Annotated in this window: 16 protein-coding genes; 4 read left to right on the forward strand and 12 right to left on the reverse strand. The window is 47.7% G+C overall.

From position 1 onward, the window contains the following. Positions 1-4: 4 nt before the first annotated feature. Positions 5-1,981, reverse strand: coding sequence for an ABC transporter substrate-binding protein (locus TRQ7_RS03245; protein ID WP_041844014.1), 1,977 nt, complete (start codon positions 1,979-1,981; stop codon positions 5-7). Positions 1,982-2,300: 319 nt separating this feature from the next. On the opposite strand from TRQ7_RS03245, the gene yicI reads away from it, so the two are divergent. Continuing rightward, positions 2,301-4,595 carry an alpha-xylosidase gene (yicI, locus tag TRQ7_RS03250; protein ID WP_041844015.1) on the forward strand — a complete coding sequence of 765 codons (2,295 nt, stop codon included), beginning with the start codon at positions 2,301-2,303 and terminating at the stop codon, positions 4,593-4,595. A 15-nt stretch (positions 4,596-4,610) separates the two neighbouring features. Here yicI and TRQ7_RS03255 read toward each other — a convergent pair whose 3' ends face one another. Genes TRQ7_RS03255 through TRQ7_RS03280 form a run of 6 tightly spaced genes read right to left on the reverse strand, consistent with a single transcriptional unit; the run spans position 4,611 to position 11,428 of the window. After that, positions 4,611-6,032, reverse strand: a complete 1,422-nt coding sequence (locus TRQ7_RS03255) for an L-fucose/L-arabinose isomerase family protein (RefSeq protein ID WP_041844016.1) — start codon at positions 6,030-6,032, stop codon at positions 4,611-4,613. Next, the gene (locus TRQ7_RS03260; RefSeq protein ID WP_041844017.1) at positions 6,029-7,366 is read right to left on the reverse strand and encodes an alpha-L-fucosidase; all 1,338 of its coding nucleotides are present in this window, start codon (positions 7,364-7,366) and stop codon (positions 6,029-6,031) included. Before TRQ7_RS03260 ends, TRQ7_RS03255 begins: the two co-directional genes overlap by 4 nt. 17 nt (positions 7,367-7,383) lie before the next feature. Continuing rightward, on the reverse strand, positions 7,384-8,205 hold the full coding sequence (locus TRQ7_RS03265; protein ID WP_038066578.1) for a fructose-bisphosphate aldolase: 822 nt from the start codon (positions 8,203-8,205) through the stop codon (positions 7,384-7,386). A 17-nt stretch (positions 8,206-8,222) separates the two neighbouring features. Further along, entirely contained in the window at positions 8,223-9,668 is a 1,446-nt protein-coding gene (locus TRQ7_RS03270) for an FGGY-family carbohydrate kinase (RefSeq protein ID WP_015918879.1), read from the reverse strand. A 17-nt stretch (positions 9,669-9,685) separates the two neighbouring features. After that, the gene (locus tag TRQ7_RS03275) at positions 9,686-10,642 is read right to left on the reverse strand and encodes a mannitol dehydrogenase (RefSeq protein WP_041844018.1); all 957 of its coding nucleotides are present in this window, start codon (positions 10,640-10,642) and stop codon (positions 9,686-9,688) included. A gap of 12 nt (positions 10,643-10,654) precedes the next feature. Further along, positions 10,655-11,428 carry a glucose 1-dehydrogenase gene (locus TRQ7_RS03280; RefSeq protein ID WP_038033430.1) on the reverse strand — a complete coding sequence of 258 codons (774 nt, stop codon included), beginning with the start codon at positions 11,426-11,428 and terminating at the stop codon, positions 10,655-10,657. A 103-nt stretch (positions 11,429-11,531) separates the two neighbouring features. Here TRQ7_RS03280 and TRQ7_RS03285 point away from each other — a divergent pair, with 103 nt between their 5' ends. Together TRQ7_RS03285 and fsa are read left to right on the forward strand one after the other, a co-directional pair. Further along, positions 11,532-12,479, forward strand: a complete 948-nt coding sequence (locus TRQ7_RS03285) for a carbohydrate kinase (protein WP_041844019.1) — start codon at positions 11,532-11,534, stop codon at positions 12,477-12,479. 98 nt (positions 12,480-12,577) lie between these two features. After that, positions 12,578-13,234 carry a fructose-6-phosphate aldolase gene (fsa, locus tag TRQ7_RS03290; RefSeq protein ID WP_038066581.1) on the forward strand — a complete coding sequence of 219 codons (657 nt, stop codon included), beginning with the start codon at positions 12,578-12,580 and terminating at the stop codon, positions 13,232-13,234. 25 nt (positions 13,235-13,259) lie between these two features. On the opposite strand, the gene proB is transcribed toward fsa, so the two are convergent. The 5 genes from proB to TRQ7_RS03315 are packed head-to-tail and all read right to left on the reverse strand — an operon-like array spanning position 13,260 to position 18,443. After that, on the reverse strand, positions 13,260-14,315 hold the full coding sequence (gene proB / locus TRQ7_RS03295) for a glutamate 5-kinase (RefSeq protein WP_015918884.1): 1,056 nt from the start codon (positions 14,313-14,315) through the stop codon (positions 13,260-13,262). Between the two features lies 1 nt (position 14,316). After that, the gene (locus tag TRQ7_RS03300; protein ID WP_038066583.1) at positions 14,317-15,564 is read right to left on the reverse strand and encodes a glutamate-5-semialdehyde dehydrogenase; all 1,248 of its coding nucleotides are present in this window, start codon (positions 15,562-15,564) and stop codon (positions 14,317-14,319) included. Positions 15,565-15,576: 12 nt separating this feature from the next. Continuing rightward, positions 15,577-16,077: a 3-isopropylmalate dehydratase small subunit gene (locus TRQ7_RS03305; protein ID WP_015918887.1), complete on the reverse strand. Its 501-nt coding sequence runs from the start codon at positions 16,075-16,077 to the stop codon at positions 15,577-15,579. Positions 16,078-16,090: 13 nt separating this feature from the next. Beyond that, positions 16,091-17,347, reverse strand: coding sequence for a 3-isopropylmalate dehydratase large subunit (locus TRQ7_RS03310; protein WP_038066586.1), 1,257 nt, complete (start codon positions 17,345-17,347; stop codon positions 16,091-16,093). After that, complete coding sequence (locus tag TRQ7_RS03315) at positions 17,340-18,443, reverse strand: citrate synthase/methylcitrate synthase (protein ID WP_015918889.1); 1,104 nt, start codon at positions 18,441-18,443, stop codon at positions 17,340-17,342. The genes TRQ7_RS03310 and TRQ7_RS03315 overlap by 8 nt, the downstream gene beginning before the upstream one ends. 216 nt (positions 18,444-18,659) lie before the next feature. Between TRQ7_RS03315 and pfp the strand changes: the two genes are divergently transcribed. Then, complete coding sequence (gene pfp, locus TRQ7_RS03320; RefSeq protein ID WP_041844020.1) at positions 18,660-19,919, forward strand: diphosphate--fructose-6-phosphate 1-phosphotransferase; 1,260 nt, start codon at positions 18,660-18,662, stop codon at positions 19,917-19,919. The last annotated feature ends 7 nt before the right edge of the window (positions 19,920-19,926 follow it).

A 19,926-nucleotide genomic window follows, 5' to 3' on the forward strand; every position in this document is an offset into this window, starting at 1 on the left:
ATCGTCATTTCTGTTCTATGTAGAACTGTATCGGCATGGCGTTCCATGGGCTGAAGAACGGCGTTGCGGTCACCAGTTCTTCGGGTACATTCTTGAAGTTGTTCTTGACGATAGCGGGAGACACGTCCTCTCCCACAGTCCCTATCATCCAGAGGTTTTCTCTGTGGATCTTCGTCACTTCTTTCATGAGTTCCTTTATCTTCTCTGGATCGGGGGTGTTCTGGATCCCTTTCCAGAGGTCAAGCAGCCTTTCGAGTGGCTCTCTTATTCCCTCAGGAGGCACGATCGCATCTTCCTGCTGTAGATATTCCTTCAGAGATTCTTCTCCTTCAAGGTAAGAACCAGCCCAATCAGCCCAGCCAATGTACCACGCGGAAGCGTACTCCGTGCTTCCAGGAATGATCCACAGGGGATCCACAAGGGGCTGACTTGCCCTGTCCATCACCCAAGCCTGTGCATCGAAATCGTGTGCACTGAGCCTCGAATCATAGAGTGACCTTTCGAGGTTTTCGATTTCGACCCACACACCTATCTGTTTCCAGTATTCTTTCACCATCGTCCAGACATCAACGTGGGTCTGACCAGTGACCTGTACGGTGAATCTCAGAGGTTTTCCATTGGGAAGAAGTCTGTACTCGCGTTTGCTGTCCCACTTCAGTCCCATTTCGTCGAGGAGTTTGTTTGCTCTGTCTGGATCATACTCCACATACGCCTTCTCCCATTCGGGATCGTAGTACGGAGATCCACTCACGAACGAGGCTTGCCTTGGTTCTGCGAGTCCGTTGAAGAGAATCTCGTTGATCTCCTCTCTGTTGATAGCAAGTGAAAGCGCCTGTCTGAATCTCACATCCCTGAAAACTTCTCCGAGTACAGGATCTGGTGGATCGGAGATGTTCAGCATCACCATGCTCACGGATCCATTGTCGGTTTTCCATCTCAAAACCTTGTAACCACCGCTCTTGGCGTTTTCGAGAAGGAGCGGCAGAACACCCGGACCAGGTCCCAGAAGACCTATGTGTCTCCACTGCATGTCGATTTCACCAGAGATCGCCTTCAGTATTATGACCTCACTACTTTGAACGTATTCGTGTCTGATCCTATCGATGTAAGGCAGTTGATTCCCTTCGATGTCAACCGCCCAGAAGTATGGATTTCTCTCGAGTATGTAGAACTGTTCTGTTGGATCTGTGATGGGTTTCCAGGGTGTCAAAACGGGCAGATCAAGACTTTCGAGAAAATCACTTTTGTCATTGAAAAGATCTACCCATGTGTTGTGAACACCCTCAACCATTTTCTTTTCGATCTCTTCCATAGGGGTGTAATTTGGGTGGAATTGCTTCAAGAAATGTTTGGGAGAGCCTGTGAATCCTCTGTTCGCCACCTGAAGTAGGAACAGGGCGTAGGGCTGCTTGAATATGAACTTCACCGTGTATGGATCAGGTGCTTCAACCCTATCAAGGAGTCTGTACCAGGCGGGTTTCGCAGGGGTGAGTTCATCGTTCCCCAGTATATCGTCGACCCAGAAAAGAATATCTTCGGAAGTGTAGGGATGACCATCGGACCACTTCATGCCTTCTCTGAGATGAAAGACATATACTTTTCCATTTTCAAGTATGTCCCAGCTTTTCGCTACTCCCGGTACAAACTTCTCTCCGTTCTTGTCCCAGAACACAAGACTCGCTTGGTTGATCCTGGGAATACCCCACCTGTCAGAAGGCCCTTTCCAGACTCTCCTCCAGGTGCCACCGTACTGTCCTACACTTTCCTCAGGAACTACAACAAGAGGTTCCTTTGGAAGCCTCTGCTCGACCGGTGGGAGCTTTCCTTGTTTCACAAGTTCGGCAAGCATGGGTGCCTCGTTGAACTTTTCAATCTTTTTACCCGTGGCTTTGTAGTAGTCTTCAGGTGTTGCGTAGACACTCCAGGAAAGACCAATCACAATGAACAATGAGACCAGCAGAAAAACAAAGACTTTCCTCATGAACACACCCCCTTTGATGAATGTTTTTATTTTTTCCTCTAAAGAAATTTCTTCGTTATTATACTACCACCACTGTACAAAGAGAACCAAACACGAAAAAATCCGATTTTCTGGAATTATTCACAACTATCGATAAATATCGATTTTTACCGTCAATTTTCTCATCTGAAACTGTATTTCCTAATTTGAAAAAGCCTTCAGAAAAGATACTCGACGTTAATCTTCTATAATTCGCTGGTATCTGGTTTCAGAGGAATTATTCAAACTCTGCGTGAAAACAGTTTCATGATAATCTTAGTTCAAAAGGAGGTGGGCCAAGATGCGTTTCACAGAAGGGCTGTGGAGATTGAGAGAAGGGGTACAGCTGTTCAAACCAGAACAGGTGTACGAATACTCCTGCGATGGAAAAAGATTGATCCTTCGATCGCCGTTTCAGAGGGTGGAGCACCGGGGACAGACGCTTCAGGGTCCGGTCTTCGAGATCGAGATCTCCTCTCCGTTTGAAAACGTAATAAGAATTCGGTTCAGACATTTCAAGGGAGTACTCGAAAAGTCACCGTACTACGAAATCCACCAGGATGAAAGCTTCACACCGGATATCAAAGAAACAGAAGGAAGTTTTATCTTCACCTCAGGAAAGGTAAAAGCGATCATAAGGAAGAATCCTCTCAAGATGGAATTCTTCTACGAAGATCGTTTCCTCACGAAATCGGATCTGGGATACGCCGTGGCACCAGAAGGGAGGTTCTGTCTTGAAAGACTTCATCTGAGTGTGGGAGAGATGATCTACGGTCTCGGAGAAAGATTCTCACCTTTCGTCAAAAACGGTCAGAGAGTTGTCATGTGGAACGAAGACGCAGGGACGATCTCCGATATGACCTACAAGAACGTTCCCTTTTACGTGAGCAACAGAAGATACGGAGTCTTCGTGAACAATCCTGGAAAGGTGGATTTCGAGATAGCAACAGAACATGTGGAAAAGGTTCAGTTCAGTGTGAAAGGAGAAACGCTGGATTACTTTGTCATAGCAGGAGAAGATCTGAAAGAAGTTCTGGAACGTTACACACTCCTTACGGGAAGACCAGAACTTCCACCTGCCTGGAGTTTTGGACTCTGGCTCACGACGTCCTTCACCACACAGTACAACGAGAAAACGGTGATGGAGTTCGTAGAGGGAATGAAAGAGAGGGATATCCCTCTCAGCGTTTTTCACTTCGACTGTTTCTGGATGAAGGAATTCCACTGGGTTGACTTCGAATGGAACAGGGAAAACTTTCCGGATCCAGAAGGTCTTTTGAAACGGCTGAAAGAAAAAGGCCTGAAGGTCTGTGTCTGGATAAACCCCTATGTATCGCAGTTTTCCAGTCTTTTTGACGAAGGAAAGGAAAAGGGCTACTTCCTGAAAAAATCAAACGGAGATGTCTGGCAAACGGACGACTGGCAACCGGGCATGGCGATCGTTGATTTCACGAATCCAGAAGCCAGAAAGTGGTTCGCTTCGAAACTGGAGAAATTGATAGATATGGGAGTTGACTGCTTCAAAACGGACTTTGGAGAGAGAATACCCACGGATGTGGTCTATCACGACGGATCTGATCCTGAGAAGATGCACAACTACTACACCTACCTGTACAACAAAACGGTCTTCGAAACCATTGAGAGAAAACTTGGAAAGAAAAACGCCGTTGTTTTCGCAAGGTCCGCAACGGCTGGAAGTCAAAAATTCCCCGTTCACTGGGGAGGAGATTGTCTTGCCTCCTACGAGTCCATGGCAGAGACCCTGAGAGGAGGACTCTCTCTATCACTGTGTGGTTTTGGTTTCTGGAGCCACGACATAGGAGGTTTTGAAGACATCACAACGGCAGATCTGTACAAAAGATGGGTTGCTTTTGGCCTTCTTTCCTCACACAGCAGGCTTCACGGCAACTCGATGTACAAGGTTCCCTGGAACTTCGATGAAGAAGCGGTGAAAGTTCTCAGATTTTTCACGAAACTGAAATGCCGGCTGATGCCGTACATCTTTTCGTGCGCAGTCGAAGCACATAAGAAGGGAATTCCCGTCATGAGACCCATGATTTTAGAGTTTCCAGACGATCCCACCTGTTCTTATTTGGACAGACAGTACATGCTTGGAGAATCGCTCCTCGTTGCACCGATCTTCAGCGAAACTGGAGAGGTAACTTATTATCTTCCAGATGGGATCTGGACACATCTTCTCACGGGAGAAAGGGTGGAAGGAGGACGATGGAGAACGGAAAGGTACGACTATTTCGGTCTTCCTCTCTTTGTGAGACCAAACACCATCCTTCCCACGGGAAACACAGACAACAGACCAGACTACGACTATGCAGACGGTGTCACGCTGAACGTCTTTGAAATATCCAGCAAAACGGCGAATGTCTACAACACATCCGGTGATCTCGAACTGTCCGTGAAGGTGGAAAGGAAGGAGAATGAAATACACGTTGAAGTTCTGAGGGACTCAGGGAAACCCTGGAAATTGTTCTTCTGGAATGAAAGAGTTGAAAACTTCGAAGGAGCAGAAATAGAAGAGACAGAAAAGGGAACAGCGGTAATCCTCAGATCTCAGAAAGCCATCCTGAAAGCAAAATGAGGGCGCGTAGCGCCCTCATTTCATCAAAACAAAATCGATACCGGCGATCTCACAGAAGATCCTGATCTCTTCCACGTAGTCTCCATAGACACCGTGGATGTGGTTGGAGGAATACTTGGACAAGAACTCATCTATCGGTGTTTCCATCTTCAAAAACGCGTGCGGCCAGTTGTTCTGTATGCTGTCTGCTATCTCGTAGTTTTTCTCCTCCCCAAAGTCCACGAACTCTCCAGGAACGACTGTGAATCTGTACCTTCCATCTTCCCTCGTGAGTCTTCCAAGTGTCACTTTTCCGGGTGCTGCTATGTGTTTTACCGCTGCACCACCTGCGGGGAAGTAGAACGTCTGTGGATAGAACTCCACTTTCTTCATGTTCTCGTCGGGATCGAACGATCTGGCTGCAAAGTACGTTGCGTGGTTTCCTGAGTTGCACAGATCCAGTACATCGTACTCCTCCACGTAGTGTCTCACGTCCGCAAAGAGCACGGGTGTTTTCGCAATCAGCTTGAAGATCTGCATCGTGAGCGCCCCATCGGAATCTGCCTCTGTTGCGCACACGATCGGTTCGTGCTCTCCTTCCCAGTCGTAGGGATCGTTCAGGAACGTCTCCGTCACATCCATCGTCACGAAGTGTTCTGTGAGTTCGAGCTGGCCTTTTATTCCCACAAAGTCTAATTCCATCTCCTCCACGATCTCCCTCACCGCATGATAGCTCTTTATCTGGAGTTCGAGCTTTTCGGGTGTGAGGTACTTCCCATCGTAGTGAACCGCTTTTGCTTTCTCTTCGATCCAGAGCCTTCCTTTCCTTGCGCGCTCGTCCGGTATCAGCTGGCTTCTTCGAACGATCTCGAACTGGTCTATGTGCTCTACATCGACACCGAAGATCTTGTTCCACAGATCCACGTTAGGAACGGCGGTGTACATACCCATCGATCTTCCACCGAACACACCGTACCTTTGCCCCCTCAACTTCTTGTATGTGCTCCCTGCCCTGATGAACGCCAGAACTTTCCTGAGAACTTTTTCGTCTTCTATATCTCCCCACATCCTGTAGTGTTTTGTTCCATCCTGTTCCAGTGCTCCTGCTGCAGAAAGCATCGCCACCATCCCAGGATACTGGGGATTTATGTTGGAAAAGAGAAGAAAAGGACCCGGTGCGAATTTGCTCGCAAGAACTGTGAAATGAGGGAACGCCCATACCGCGTAGTTGAATATCGTCACCTCTGCTCCCTCTTCTGCGAGCCTTCTTGCTTCTCTCTTCGCTATTGAAGGCTTCCACACGATTTCTTTTGCTCTGATTACCTCCACTTCTCCTGTTTCTTCCAGTGTCCTTGCTATTTTGTCTTCGAACCCTTTCACGATTTTCTCCAGCTCTTTGTGTACGTACTCTCTCCCGTCAGAAAAACTGATGAGTCCTACTTTGTACTTTTCCTTCATTCTTCCACCACCTCTAGAACAAGGGTTATGCTGTCTGTTTCGAGGAGTTTTCGTGGAACGATGATTTCCACACCTTCTTCTGTGTTGTGGAATTTCAACCTTTCGCCCGTCAGAAAATGTCTTACCGCCCCAGATAGAGTGATATCTCTGATCGCGACTTTTTCCCCATCTGGAATTCCAAGAAAGATGATGAAGTACCTGTTGTTCTTTCTGGTAAAACGAATTTCCATACCATCTTCTGTTTTCGCACAGCATTTTCTCCAGACAGTGGTACCGTATATCACATCGCCGTACTTTTCAAGCCATTTTCCAAGACCAAGGAGTCTTTCTTTCTGAAGATCGGGAATGGTTCCGTCTCCCTTTGGACCTACGTTCAAAAGAAGGTTTCCACCTTTACTCACCACATCCACCAGTGTGTACACAAGTTGCTCAACAGAGAGCATGTGTTCTGGGCCCTCGTTCTGGTTGTAGCCAAAGGAAAGTCCTATTCCCCTTGTGAATTCCCATTTATAACCTGGCAGATCTTCTGGATAGTTCACATGATATTCTGCCGTTTTGAAATCCCAGTGTGGAACACCCCACCTGTCGTTCACGGCACCTTCCGGATGCTTGTTGTAATAGTAAGCAAAGAGATATTTCAAATCTTCTTTGCCCTTCTCGGGCCAGCCCATGTCGTTCCAGAGAACGTCGGGAAGGTACAGATCCACAAGTTCCATGACCTGTTTGTAGGCATAATCTGCGTACTCGTAAGTGTTCGGCCTGATGTAGGAGAGATCCTCGGGGTATCTTATCGGCTCGGTCGTGAAGCGCCAGTCCAGACCACCCGAGTAATAGACACCAAACCTCAAACCGGTGTCTCTAACAGCCTTTGCAAGTTCCCCAATGAGATCTCTTCCTGGGCCTTTCTTCACAGCGTTGAAATCCGTGTACTTCGTTCCCCAGAGACAGAAGCCATCATGATGTTTTGTGGTTGGTATGACGTACCTTGCACCTGCTCTCTTGAAAAGATCAGCCCATTCGTAGGGATCCCACTTTTCTGCCTTGAAAAGGTCTGCAAAGCGCTCGTACTCAAAATCTTCACCGTAGGTTTTCACATGATACTCCCAGGTGGGACTTCCCTTGATTCTGAGTGAGTTTTCATACCACTCAGCGTACGGGTTCTGGAAAAACCACACATCCATCGGTACCTTTCCAAGTTCTCCGGTGGGTGTTGCCCAACCTGGAACAGAATAGATTCCCCAGTGGATGAAGATTCCAAACTTTGCCTCATCAAACCATTTTGGAAGAGCATGCTCTTTCAGTGATTCCCATGTGGGCTTGTAGCGGGGTTTCATTGCTCATCACCTCTTTGCTATAGATCGTAGCTCTGAACAACCTCCTCATATTTCAATCCATCGTGTATGATGGATTTCAAAACCGTCAGAACTTCCTCCATGTTTTCTCTTTGCCACACGTTTCTTCCGAACATAATTCCTTTTGCGCCTGACTCTATCGATTCCTGGACTGTCTTTAAAATCTGTTTCAAGTCGTCTGACTTCGGCCCTCCCAGCACAAAGACAGGAACATGAAGCCTATGAATTATCCGAGAAAGACGGTCTTCTCCCAAGAACTGAATCTTCAGAATGTCCGCTCCTATCTCTACAGCTATTCTCGCAGCAGATTCTATGAGATCAGGCTCATTTCTTTCTGAAGAATTCTCTTCCCACAGGACCGGCTCGACTACTAGCGGCATATCCCAGCGTTCGCATTCTTCGACTGTTTCAGCAATTACCCGAACAACCTCAGCCTGTGCACTTTTTTCCAATCCCCAGGGGAAGAGAATCTTCACGGCGTCCACTGCCATCTTCACCGCCTGCTCTACAGAGTGTATCAACCTATGGGTGAATACTTTTTCGAATCTCCCTGGAATGGTTGAACCCACTGGGAAATCTATTGTAAGAATTCTGGCAGGGGCATTTTTCCCTTCGAACAGGTGTTCCGTCAGCTTTGCTATACCAGGGCTCAACAGAACTCCGTCCACGCCACAGGATATCGCTCTCTCTAAAGTCTTCACAGGATCTTCTAGTCCCTCTACGTTTCCAAATATTAAACCGTGATCTAGAGCAATAATAAGAGATCTTCCAGATTTCGGATTTAAAAGTTTTGAGAACCTCACTGCTTTCCCACCATACATCTGATTCACTCCTTATTTTAGAACCCGTAAATTCTGTTTCTGAGTTTTAGATACTCGAGGTATTTTTTCTGGAAATACTCACCTTCGTCTGGCTGGAAATACTCGTACTCAAAATTCTGTGAAGCTTCTTTGAAAAACTCTTCCCAATTCTTTTGGCCAATCTTTGCAATTTTGGCTATCATGGCAGCACCAAGGGCAACACTCTCGTGGACAGAAAGGACCTTTACAACTTTGCCAAAGACATTTGCTTTTACCTCCAACCACTCCCTTAGTTGACTGCCACCGCCTGTTGCCACAATCTCGTAGTCTTTCAATCCCAGTTTCTCGAATCCATTCAGACAGCTTCTCATTTCAAAAGCGGTTGATTCAAGAACAGTTGAGATGATAACATCCCGATCATCCGTGTCTTTCAGATTGAAGAATGCACCGCCGATTTCTTCCCTGTCGAACGTGCCACGAAGATAGGGGAAGAAGAAGACCGCGTTCTTTTGATATTTAAATGTCCTGAAAACAGAGTAATCCTCCTTAAGAATTTTGTTGAGAAGCCAGTCGATACAAAATCCACCCGTGGGAAGCCCTGTGAGAAGATAGTATTTACCAGGGATACAGTGAAAACCAGCCTGAAATATACTCGGAGCCTTTTTCAAGTACTTCTTTAGGGTTTCTTTGCTAACTGTCCAAAGTGCAGCCTCTGTCGTACCGGAGGAATCTAGTAACTTGGTTTCATCGTGAACACCGGCAGCATAGGAAGCGGTTATATGATCCTGCCCAGCTGTGGTCACAACTGTGTCCTTTGGAAGACCAGTCTCTTCAGAAATCTCTTTTCTTATTATTCCTCGAGAAGCACCGCTATCAACAACCTCCGGAAGATGCTCTTTCGGAATACCAGATGCCTCCACCAGTTCTTCATCCCACTTCCCGGTGAGTATATTCATCAAAAGTGTTCTTGAAGAGAGCACCCTATCCATCGCAATGTTTCCTGTCAACAAAAAGGCTATCAAACTTGCTACATCAAGCCATTTGTAAACTTCTTTGGCCAGTTCTTTGTTGTTCTTGTAAAACCTCTTCATTTTGAACACCGAGTATATCCACGAAGGCCACAATCCCGTTTTTTTGAATATCACATCCGATGGAACTTTTTTTAGAAACTCCCTGTATTCTTCCAGCACGTTCTTGTTGTACCACATCATCCCGTCCTGGAGTACTTCTCCATCCTGCGAAATTGGAAACACCGTCTCTCCGAGTGAAGAGATGCCGATAGCTTTTATCTTATCTTTTGTGCTCTCTGGAATTGATTTGAGAGAACTCAGAATCTCCACAAAAAGCTTTTTTGATGACAAAAGATCCCCCTCTTTGCTGGAAATCACTGGTGTTTTGAATTTTTTCAAAAACACAACTTTGAAATCATCATCGAACACCAGAACTTTTGTGTTGGTTGTCCCAACGTCTATTCCACAGTACACAAATGATCCCCCACTTTTTAGGGAGCAAAAATTCCTTTCATCAACGCTTTTTTATGAGACGACAGATACTCTCTTACTCCGTTGAGATCAAGTCGGTCGGTGACGAGTTTCTCAAAAAGAAACTCCCCTGATTCTATGATCTTCACTGCTTCCTTCATGGTGAACGGGTTCAGATAAGAACCCAGTATTTTCATCTCCTTCCGATAGATCTCAAAGGGTGAGATGTCGATGGTTCTGTTCTTTGCTATAACACTGAACTGAAGGAGAGTTCCACCTTTTCCAACGTGATCGAAACACACTTTGAACCCCTCTGTTGTTCCAGAGCACTCAACGGCAAGGTCGTATTCACCTTTCGGTTCATCCACCCTCAACTCAAACGTTTGAGTGACGAATTCTGCACGCTTTTCGTCCTTTTCTGAAAGAACAATCTCTGCACCTGGAAAGATCTTCTTGAACACCAAACCAAAGATCACACCTATACTGCCTGCCCCCACTATGAGGATCCTGTCGAAAAACCCGTGCTTTACCATCTTCACTCCTTCGAGAACACACGAGAGTGGTTCTGCAAACACCGCTCTCTCCACCGGTACATTTTTCAAGGGATAAACCTGTGAATTTTCCACAAGAACGTACTCCGCAAAACCACCCGGCTCTGTCACCCCTGTCGCCTGAAGATTTTCACAGAACTGGGGCATTCCTTTTCTACAGAAACTGCACTCTCCACAGGATCTGTTGGGATCTATCACGACCATCTGACCCTTTTCAAAAGCATCGGACTTTTCGACAACACCTGCGATTTCATGCCCTGGAACAACCGGATAGTTCGCGTTCGTTTCTCCTGAGAAGATCTTGTAATCAGTCCCACAGATGCCACAGGCAAGGACTTTCACAAGTGTCTGTCCTTTTCCAGGAACGGGCGTTTCCAGATCCACAACTTCTGAATCACCAGGACTTTCTATGAGAAGTGCTTTCATAACTTCCCCTCCTCACCAGATGGTATACCCTCCATCTATCACAAGATCGTGACCGGTCATATAATCAGAGGCAGGACTTGCAAGAAAGATGACAGCACCTATCAGATCATCCACCTCCCCCAGCCTTCCAAGTGGAATCATATCGAGCCAAAGGGGAACAAGATCTTTCACCTCTGGAGACTCTATGAGAGGAGTTCTGATGTAGCCAGGGCTTATGCTGTTCACCCTTATACCGTACGGTGCCCACTCGGCGGCAAGTGATCTGGTGAGGTGTATCACGCCCGCTTTTGATGCGTTGTAGGCTGTCTGTTTTTGTGGCCTGTTCACTATATGACCCGACATCGAAGCGATGTTTATGATCTTTCCGTATTTTCTCTCCTTCATTGCGTGGAACTCTGCTTTTGCAGAAAGAAAAACCCCTACCATATTCACGTCTATGACCTTCTTCCACCTTTCCACCGGATAGTTCTCTGCCTCACACCAGTCACCTATTCCTGCGTTGTTAACACCTATGTCAAGTTTTCCCCAATTGTCCAGTACCTTCTTCACTGCATGGAAACAATCCGATTCTTTTGTCACATCCCCCACGTAGAAATCTGCTTCTTTGCCTTTTTCTCTTATCTCTTCAACTGTTTTTCGAGCCGTTTCTTCGTTGATGTCCATGATCAAAACGGATGCTCCTGCCTCTGCCAGTGCATGTGCGATGGCTTTTCCAATTCCCTGACCTCCACCTGTTACAAGAGCAGTTCTTCCCTCGAGAGAGAAAAGTCTTTCAAGAATCTGCATGGTTTCTCCTCCCATACCAATCGTTTCAACACAATATTAACACACTGCGGTTGAATCCGTGTAAGTATAATTGAGTTAAAGAGGCACAGGAGGTGTAAGGTGAATGAATGTTCTCTGCACCGGTGAAATCCTCATAGACTTCATCTCAGAAGATCGGGGAAAAAACCTTTCCCAGAGTGAACTCTTCAGGAAGAAAGCAGGAGGTTCTCCACTGAACGTTGCCGTTGCACTTCGAAGATTGGGAAGGCGCGTTTCTTTTCTTGGAAAACTCGGAAAAGATCAGTTCTCCTCGTTTCTTCTCGAAGCGATGAAAAAGGAAGGCATAGACACAACACACGTAGTTGTGGATCCTTCCTGCAAAACAACGCTCGCTTTTGTAGCGAGGGACGAGATGGGGAACCCGGATTTTGTGTTTTTCAGGGAAAATCCGGCGGACACAAATTTGAGACCTGAAGAGGTGAAACTCAATCCGGAGGATTTTTCTTTCCTCCACATCGGATCTTACTCCCTCGTTGTGGAACCTTCCCGCAGCACCTATCTGAAGGTGATGGAAGAATTTCTCAAAGCGGGAAAACCCGTCTCGTACGACCCGAACGTGAGGGCATCACTGATAGAAGATAGAGAATCGTTTGTGAAAGATTTCCTTGAGATTTCATCCAAGGTCGACATCGTAAAACTCAGTGACAAAGATCTTGAATACATCTTCCAGGAAGATCTGGAAACTTCCGTTGAGAAGATTCCGATAAGAGAAGATGCAGTGCTCTTTGTAACAATGGGAGAGAAGGGATGTCTTGTGAAGTACAGAGGTAAAGTGCGTATGGTACCTGCTTTCAAGGTAGAACCAGTCGACGCAACGGGATGTGGAGATTCCTTCACGGCTGCTTTGATACACAAATACCTGGAGAAAAAACCAGAAACGATTGAAGATGCCGTTGGGATGGGAAGGTTCGCAAACGCCGTTGCGGCCATCGTCATCACGAGGGTAGGTGGGGTGGATGCGATGCCCACGTTAGATGAAGTCGAAACCTTTCTATCGAACCAGAAACGTTGAGTTGATACTTCATTAACCAAAAACCAACCGAAATTTCTAAAAATCCCCAGTTGGCTCTTAAAGAAGATGAGAGAAAATAGCCTTTGGGAGGTGGAAAGATGAAGATCTTTCTGGACACGGCAAATCTAGAGGAGATCAAAAAAGGTGTCGAATGGGGAATCGTCGATGGAGTCACAACGAATCCCACACTGATCTCAAAAGAAGGAGCCGAGTTCAAGCAAAGGGTGAAAGAGATCTGTGATCTGGTGAAGGGACCCGTCTCCGCAGAGGTTGTTTCACTTGATTACAAGGGTATGGTGAAAGAAGCAAGAGAACTTGCCCAGCTCAGCGAATACGTGGTGATCAAGATACCCATGACACCCGATGGAATCAGAGCGGTGAAGACACTCTCTGCCGAAGGGATTAAGACGAACGTGACTCTGGTGTTCAGCCCAGCACAGGCCATCCTCGCCGCCAAAGCGGGCGCAACCTACGTGAGCCCCTTCATCGGAAGGATGGACGACCTCTCAAACGATGGAATGAGAATGCTCGCCGAAATAGTCGAGATCTACGACAACTACGGATTCGAGACGGAGATCATCGCTGCAAGCATCAGACATCCGATGCACGTGGTGGAGGCAGCCCTCATGGGTGTGGACATCGTGACGATGCCTTTTGCTGTGCTTGAAAAGCTCTTCAAACACCCGATGACAGACCTCGGTATAGAGCGTTTCATGAACGACTGGAAGAAGTACCTGGAGAACCTGAAGAAATAAAAAGCCCGCTTCCTGCGGGCTTTTTTCATGCAAGCCACATGTTGTCTATGTGAACGACCACCTTGCTTCCTTCGTAGCCCAGTATTTTCTTCAAATCGGAACTTCTGTGGCCAGATATCTTCTCAAGATCCGATGAGGAGTAGTTCACGATCCCGCGGCCCACAAGTTCTCCCTTCTCGTTCACTATCTCCACAACGTCCCCTACATCGAAGTTTCCCTCAACACGAACAACACCGACGGGAAGCAAACTTCCTCCATTCTTGAGAGCCTGTTCTGCTCCCTCGTTCACGTATATCCTCCCGGACGGCTCCGAAAGAAAAGCGATCCATGCCTTTTTTGCCCTCAGTCGCTCCCTGGGTTCAAAGACAGTACCAACGGATTCTCCTCTCACAAACCTGGTGAGGTTGGAGAGATCGTTTCCGTTGCAGATCGTCACTTTCACACCACACCTTGAAGCCATCAGAGCGGCTTCTATCTTGGATCTGATACCACCCGTTCCCCAGCTGCTTTTTCCAAGATCCTTCAACTCCACGGATTCGTCGAACCTTTCGACGAGTTTTCCATATTTGTCTATAACCCCATCCACCGTTGTGAAAAGTACAAGAATATCCGCATCCCACGCTATCGAAAACATCGCGGCGAGCGTGTCGTTGTCACCGAGCGTGATCTCCTCGGTCGCAACGGTGTCGTTCTCGTTCACAATCGGTACAACGTCGAACTCAGAAAGTCCTATCAGTGTGTTTCGGAGGTTGAGGTATCTTTTTCTGTCCGAGAAGGTGTCCCTTGTGAGCAGGATCTGAGCGATCTTGATGCCGTAAAAGTCGAAGGCGTTCTCGTAGACCTTCATGAGTTGTACCTGTCCCACCGCACAGAGAGCCTGCTTCGTGTGAAGATCCTGTGTTTTTTTTCCTTTTCCGAGATAGGTAAAGCCCGCTGCGCGGGCACCGGAGGTGATGATGGCAACTTCGTGTCCCTGCTTTTTCAAATGGGCGACCTCACGGCAGAGTTCTGCGATGTAAGATTTCCTCAGGCCAGAACTTCCAACAAGAAGATTGCTTCCCACTTTCACGACGATCTTCATATCATTCCCTCACATGATAGTCACCGAGAACAACGAACTTGTACGTGGTGAGTTCTCTGAGACCAACCGGTCCTCTTGCGTGGAACCTCTGGGTGCTGATCCCAATTTCTGCACCAAAACCAAACTGTCCTCCATCCGTGAACCTAGTGGAGGCGTTCACATAGACCGCCGCAGCATCTATTTCTGAGACGAACTTTTTTGCGTTCGAGTAGTTCTCCGTCAGGATTGACTCCGAATGACCCGTGGAGTATCTCTTTATGTGTTCGATCGCCTCATCCACATCTTTGACCACCTTCACCGCGATGATGAGATCCAGATACTCGGTGGGCCAGTCTTCTTCCGTTGCAGGGATCACGTCCGGCACAATTTCCCTTGTCTTTTCACAACCGCGAACTTCAACTCCGTGCTTTCTCAACTCCTCCACGATTACAGGAAGGAACTCTTTTGCTACCTTTTCGTGGACAAGGAGTTTTTCAGCGGCGTTACAGGTGCCGGGCCTCTGGGTCTTTGCGTTGATGATCACGGGGATCGCCTTCTTCAAATCTGCACTCTCATCGACGAAGATGTGACAGTTTCCAACCCCTGTTTCCAAGACGGGAACGGTTGCGTTGTCTCTGACGAAGCTGATAAGGCCATACCCTCCACGTGGAATGACAAGGGAGAGATACTCTCTGAGGCGAATCATCTCAAGAACGAGCGATCTGTCCGTGTTCTCTATGAACTCGATGGAACTTTCCGGAATCTCAGACTCTCTGAGCGCTTCTTTCATAGCGGAAACGATGGCTTTGTTCGAGTTCAGGGCGTCGGATCCTCCTCTGAGGAGGATCGTGTTTCCACTCTTCAAAGCGAGGATGGATGTTTCCACGGTGACGTTTGGCCTGGACTCGTAGATGATCCCTATGGGGCCTATGGGCACCCTTATCCTTGCGATTCTGAGGCCGTCTTCTCTCACCCAGGAGTCGATCACTTCTCCGACTGGATCTTTCAAACTGATCACCGTCTCGCACGCCTTTATCATCTCATCGATTCTCTTGTCGTTCAGAGCAAGTCTGTCCACCAGGGACTCCTTCACACCACGTGCACGAGCATTCTCCACATCTATTCTGTTTGCTTCGAGGATCTCCTTTCTCCTTTCGTCGAGTTTTCTGGCAATTTTCCTTATAGCATCGTTCTTTTTTCTCGTCTCGGCGTTTCTCAGAACGTCCCAAGCCTCCCGGACCTTTCTGGCCTTTTCGAGGAGTTCTTCCACAGCCCTCACCCCCTAAACCTTCGGAAAGGTGCCGTGTTTTTTCAGATAGTTCACGATCCCGTCTTCTTTCAGGATCCCAAGGAGAAACTTTGGTATCGGATTGAACCTGTACTCCTTTCCTGTGGTGAGATTCTTCAGCACTCCATTTTCGAGATCTATCTCCAGTTCGTCTCCCTGGTTGATCTCATCGACTTCCTTCAACTCTATGACGGGAAGCCCCACGTTGATGGCGTTTCTGTAGAAGATCCTCGCAAAGGATTTTGCCACGATACAGGAAACTCCGGCGATCTTTATGATGCGTGCGGCGTGCTCTCTGGAAGAGCCAAGGCCGAAGTTCTTTCCTGCCACTATGATGTCTCCCTTCTGAACTTTCTTTGCAAAATCTTCCATCGCATCTTCGAGGACGTGCTTTGCAAGTTCTTCGAGGTTGTTTCTCAGGTGAAAGTACCTTCCCGGTGCTATGTGATCGGTCGATATGTTGTCTCCGAACTTCCATACCCTTCCCCTTATCATGCTCTACCCTCCCTCAGATGAACCTTCTGGGATCTGCTATGTACCCGGCAACTGCTGTGGCTGCCGCTGTTGCAGGAGATGCAAGATAGATCTCTGCGTTGGGATTTCCCATCCTTCCCTTGAAGTTCCTGTTCTGAGTGGAAAGTACTCTTTCCCCATCTCCGAGCACTCCCATGTGGATTCCCACACAGGGACCACATCCCGGTGGAATGATGGCGGCTCCAAGTTCCACGAATCTTTTGATGATACCCTTTTCTAGGGCATCCATGTAGACTTTCCTGGATGCAGGCCCAACGATGAGCCTCACATCCGGGTGCTTGCCGTGTTTTTCCAGGATCCTCAGGGCGATTTCAAGGTCCTGGAGTCTTCCGTTGGTACAGGTTCCGATGAACACCTGGTCTATCTTTATCTTTTCCTTCTCCACCTCACTCACTTTCTTCACGTTGTCCACGTAGTGAGGCAGAGACACAAGAGGTTCAAGAGAAGATGCATCTATCTCCAGTTCCATCTCGTAGGTTGCATCCGGATCTGCCTTCAGTTCCCTGAAGTCTTCTTCTCTTCCCATTTTTTTCAGAAATTCTCTTGTTTTCTCATCGGACGGCATGAGACCTGCCTTGGCTCCCACTTCTACCGCCATGTTGGAGATGGTGAGTCTGTCTTCCACGTCCATGTTCTCGATACAGCTTCCGTGGAATTCAAGCGCTTTGTAGGTTGCTCCATCGCTCCTCAAGATGCGTGCGATCTCGAGAACGATGTCCTTTGCGTAGACTCCTTCCTGGAGTTTTCCTTCTATCACGATCTTTATCGTCTCAGGCACTTTGAACCAGTTCTGACCAAGGCCAAACACGATCGCAACGTCTGTGGAGCCCATTCCTGTCCCGAAAGCGCCCAGTCCACCCGCTGTACAAGTGTGCGAATCTGCACCAGTGACGAGGTCTCCTGGTTTCACGTATTTTTCCGCAAGAATCTGGTGGGAAATGCCATCTCCCGCATCGAAGACAGTGACTCCCATCTCTTTGCCGAACTCTCTCATCAATTTCTGTGAGTTCGAAAGCTCTTTTCTTGGACTCGGAGAGGCGTGATCGATGAACAAAAAGGCCTTTGGAACTCTCACCTCTCTGAAGCCAAGCTCTCTGAACTCCTTTATCATCAAAGGACCGGTTCCATCCTGGGCCATGGCCACATCCACTCTGGCAAGGACGATCTCTCCAGCCTTCACATCCCTTCCAACGTGTTCGGAAAAGATCTTCTCTGCAAGCGTCTTACCCATTCTCATCCCTCCGCTCGATGGGAATGTATTCGATGTTCAAAGGACCAACATATTCACTCGTTGGCCTGATCAGTTTGTTGTCGCTCACATACTCAATCACATGGGCCGTCCAGCCCACGACACGTGCGGTGGCGAACAGGGCGGTGAACATGTTCCTTGGGAACCCGAACTCCTCAAACAGGATACTGGAGTACAGATCCACGTTGGGATATATGTTCTTTATCCTGTTTGAAACTATGTAATCTTCAAGTTTACTGGCAATTCTGAAAAGCCGGCTGTCCTGAAAATGCCTCTGTAGAACCTCCTTCAGGTAGACCGCCCTCGGATCGTACGTCTTGTAGACTCTGTGTCCAAAACCCATGATTTTCCTTTTCTCTTTCAGACACTTTTGAACGAACTCTTCCACCCTGTCTTCGTTTCCGATCTCCTCGAGCATGGGCGGAACCTTTTCGCTTGCTCCACCGTGGAGAGGCCCTTTGAGAGCACCGAGAGCTCCAACGATACACGAGTAAAGATCGGAGAGGGTGGAGGCTATCACGAGGGCAGCGAAGGTGGAGGCGTTTATATCCTGCTCCATCAGAAGAATGAAGGCAGATTCCAGAAGGCGAACCTTTCCGTTCATCTCTCCAAACATCATGTAGTAGAAGTTCTCCACGTGCGACAGATCTTTCCTTGGCTTTATCGGTTCCTCTCCTTTTGAATACCTGTAGTAATACGCGAGAATGGTAGGGAAAACACTTGCGATCTTTATCGCTTTCTCCTTGAGATCTTCATCCACCCCGTCCGTTGAACCGTGTATTGAGAGAAATATCTTCAGAACATCGATGTAGTGAAGATTTCTGGGAAGATGGTAGAGTATGTTAACTGCCTCATCAGAAAGGTCTCTGTATTCTGCCATCTTCTTTTTGAACTCTTCCAGTTCGCTTTTGGTGGGAAGCTTCCCGTACCAGAGCAGGTATGCCGTCTCTTCAAAGGTCGATTTTTCCGCCAGTTCTTCGACCGGTATGCCCCGATAGTAGAGTCTCCCGTTGATGCCATCCAGATAACATATCGAACTTTTGCATACCTTGACACCTTCCAGTCCTTTTTGTATCAAAATAACACCTCCATGCTGTATAACTATACACCGGGATGATTAAAAATGAAGGAGGGCTTTGGGAAATTTTATCATACGAATTTGAAGTTGAAGTTAAACCATCACACATAGAAAATCTGGCATTTTAATGCTTTGGTTTGAGAAGAAGCTTTAACATTTCCGCAGAAAAATTGGTAGAATATGTTTTGAAGACATTAAGCACGGGGAGGGGTTGAAGTGGCTGAAAGATTAGGGATACTCGTCGGAGGAGGACCGGCACCTGGTATCAACAGTGTGATCAGTGCTGTCACCATCGAAGCCATAAACAACGGTCTTGAGGTGATCGGCATCTACGATGGTTTCAAACATCTGGTGGAAGGAAAAACGAACATGGTGAAAAAACTCACCATCGAAGATGTGTCCAGAATTCACATCGAAGGAGGTTCCATCCTCAGAACCTCAAGGGTGAACCCCGCAAAATCCGAAGAGACACTTGAGAAAACCATTCAGGCCCTGAAGAAACTGGGAATAAAGTACCTCGTCACGATCGGAGGGGACGATACCGCCTTCTCCGCGAGCAAGGTGAGTGAAAGATCCAGAGGAGAAATAAAGGTGGTCCACGTTCCAAAGACGATAGACAACGACCTTCCTCTTCCAGAGAACATGCCTACCTTCGGCTTTGAGACGGCACGACACGTGGCAACAGAACTCGTCTATAACCTCATGCAGGACTCAAGGACAACTAACAGATGGTACTTTGTGGCGATGATGGGAAGAGAAGCGGGACACCTTGCCCTCGGCGTGGGGAAGGCTGCGAGTGCAACAATCACCATCATTCCTGAAGAATTCAGAGAGGGTGTGACTCTCGAGGAAGTGTGCGACGTTCTCGACGGAGCGATCCTGAAGAGAAAACTCATGGGAAGAAACGACGGGGTTGCGGTCATAGGTGAAGGAATCGCAGAGAAGATGGATCCGGAAGAACTTGCCAACATTCCAGGAGTGATAGTGGAAAAGGATCCACACGGTCATCTGAGACTCGCTGAAATCCCACTTGCAACGATCCTGAAGAGGGCCATAGAGAGAAGGTTCGCCGAGAGGGGAGAAAAGATCCGTATCGTCGATGTCACGATAGGTTACGAGCTCAGAAGCGCAAGACCCATTCCGTTCGACATCGTCTACACCAGAACACTCGGATACGGCGCTGTGAGATTTCTCCTTGGAGACTACTCGGACCTTCCGGGTGGCATGGTGTGTGTTGTCGGAGGAAGGATAAAGATCCTGCCGTTCGATGCCTTCATGGACCCGAAGACCGGTAGAACCAGGGTGAGACTGGTGGATGTTCACTCTGAAGATTACAGAGTGGCAAGAAAGTACATGATAAGACTGGAAAAGAAAGACCTTGAAGATCGAGACACCCTAGAGAAACTGGCAAAGCTTGCGAAGATGGAACCGGAAGAATTCAAAAAGAAATACTGGCACACAACAGAACTTCCGTGAGCCCCAG

Source organism: Thermotoga sp. RQ7 (assembly GCF_000832145.1).
GTDB classification, from domain to species: domain Bacteria; phylum Thermotogota; class Thermotogae; order Thermotogales; family Thermotogaceae; genus Thermotoga; species Thermotoga neapolitana.

Coding starts and splice junctions, on each gene's coding strand:
- TRQ7_RS03265 (WP_038066578.1), bottom strand. CDS start 8,205: ATGTATGGTGGGAAAGCAGTGAGGTTCTCAAAACTTTTAAATCCGAAA.
- TRQ7_RS03245 (WP_041844014.1), bottom strand. CDS start 1,981: ATGAGGAAAGTCTTTGTTTTTCTGCTGGTCTCATTGTTCATTGTGATT.
- fsa (WP_038066581.1), top strand. CDS start 12,578: ATGAAGATCTTTCTGGACACGGCAAATCTAGAGGAGATCAAAAAAGGT.
- TRQ7_RS03305 (WP_015918887.1), bottom strand. CDS start 16,077: ATGATAAGGGGAAGGGTATGGAAGTTCGGAGACAACATATCGACCGAT.
- TRQ7_RS03310 (WP_038066586.1), bottom strand. CDS start 17,347: ATGGGTAAGACGCTTGCAGAGAAGATCTTTTCCGAACACGTTGGAAGG.
- TRQ7_RS03285 (WP_041844019.1), top strand. CDS start 11,532: ATGAATGTTCTCTGCACCGGTGAAATCCTCATAGACTTCATCTCAGAA.
- proB (WP_015918884.1), bottom strand. CDS start 14,315: ATGAAGATCGTCGTGAAAGTGGGAAGCAATCTTCTTGTTGGAAGTTCT.
- TRQ7_RS03275 (WP_041844018.1), bottom strand. CDS start 10,642: ATGAAAGCACTTCTCATAGAAAGTCCTGGTGATTCAGAAGTTGTGGAT.
- TRQ7_RS03255 (WP_041844016.1), bottom strand. CDS start 6,032: ATGAAGGAAAAGTACAAAGTAGGACTCATCAGTTTTTCTGACGGGAGA.
- TRQ7_RS03260 (WP_041844017.1), bottom strand. CDS start 7,366: ATGAAACCCCGCTACAAGCCCACATGGGAATCACTGAAAGAGCATGCT.
- TRQ7_RS03280 (WP_038033430.1), bottom strand. CDS start 11,428: ATGCAGATTCTTGAAAGACTTTTCTCTCTCGAGGGAAGAACTGCTCTT.
- yicI (WP_041844015.1), top strand. CDS start 2,301: ATGCGTTTCACAGAAGGGCTGTGGAGATTGAGAGAAGGGGTACAGCTG.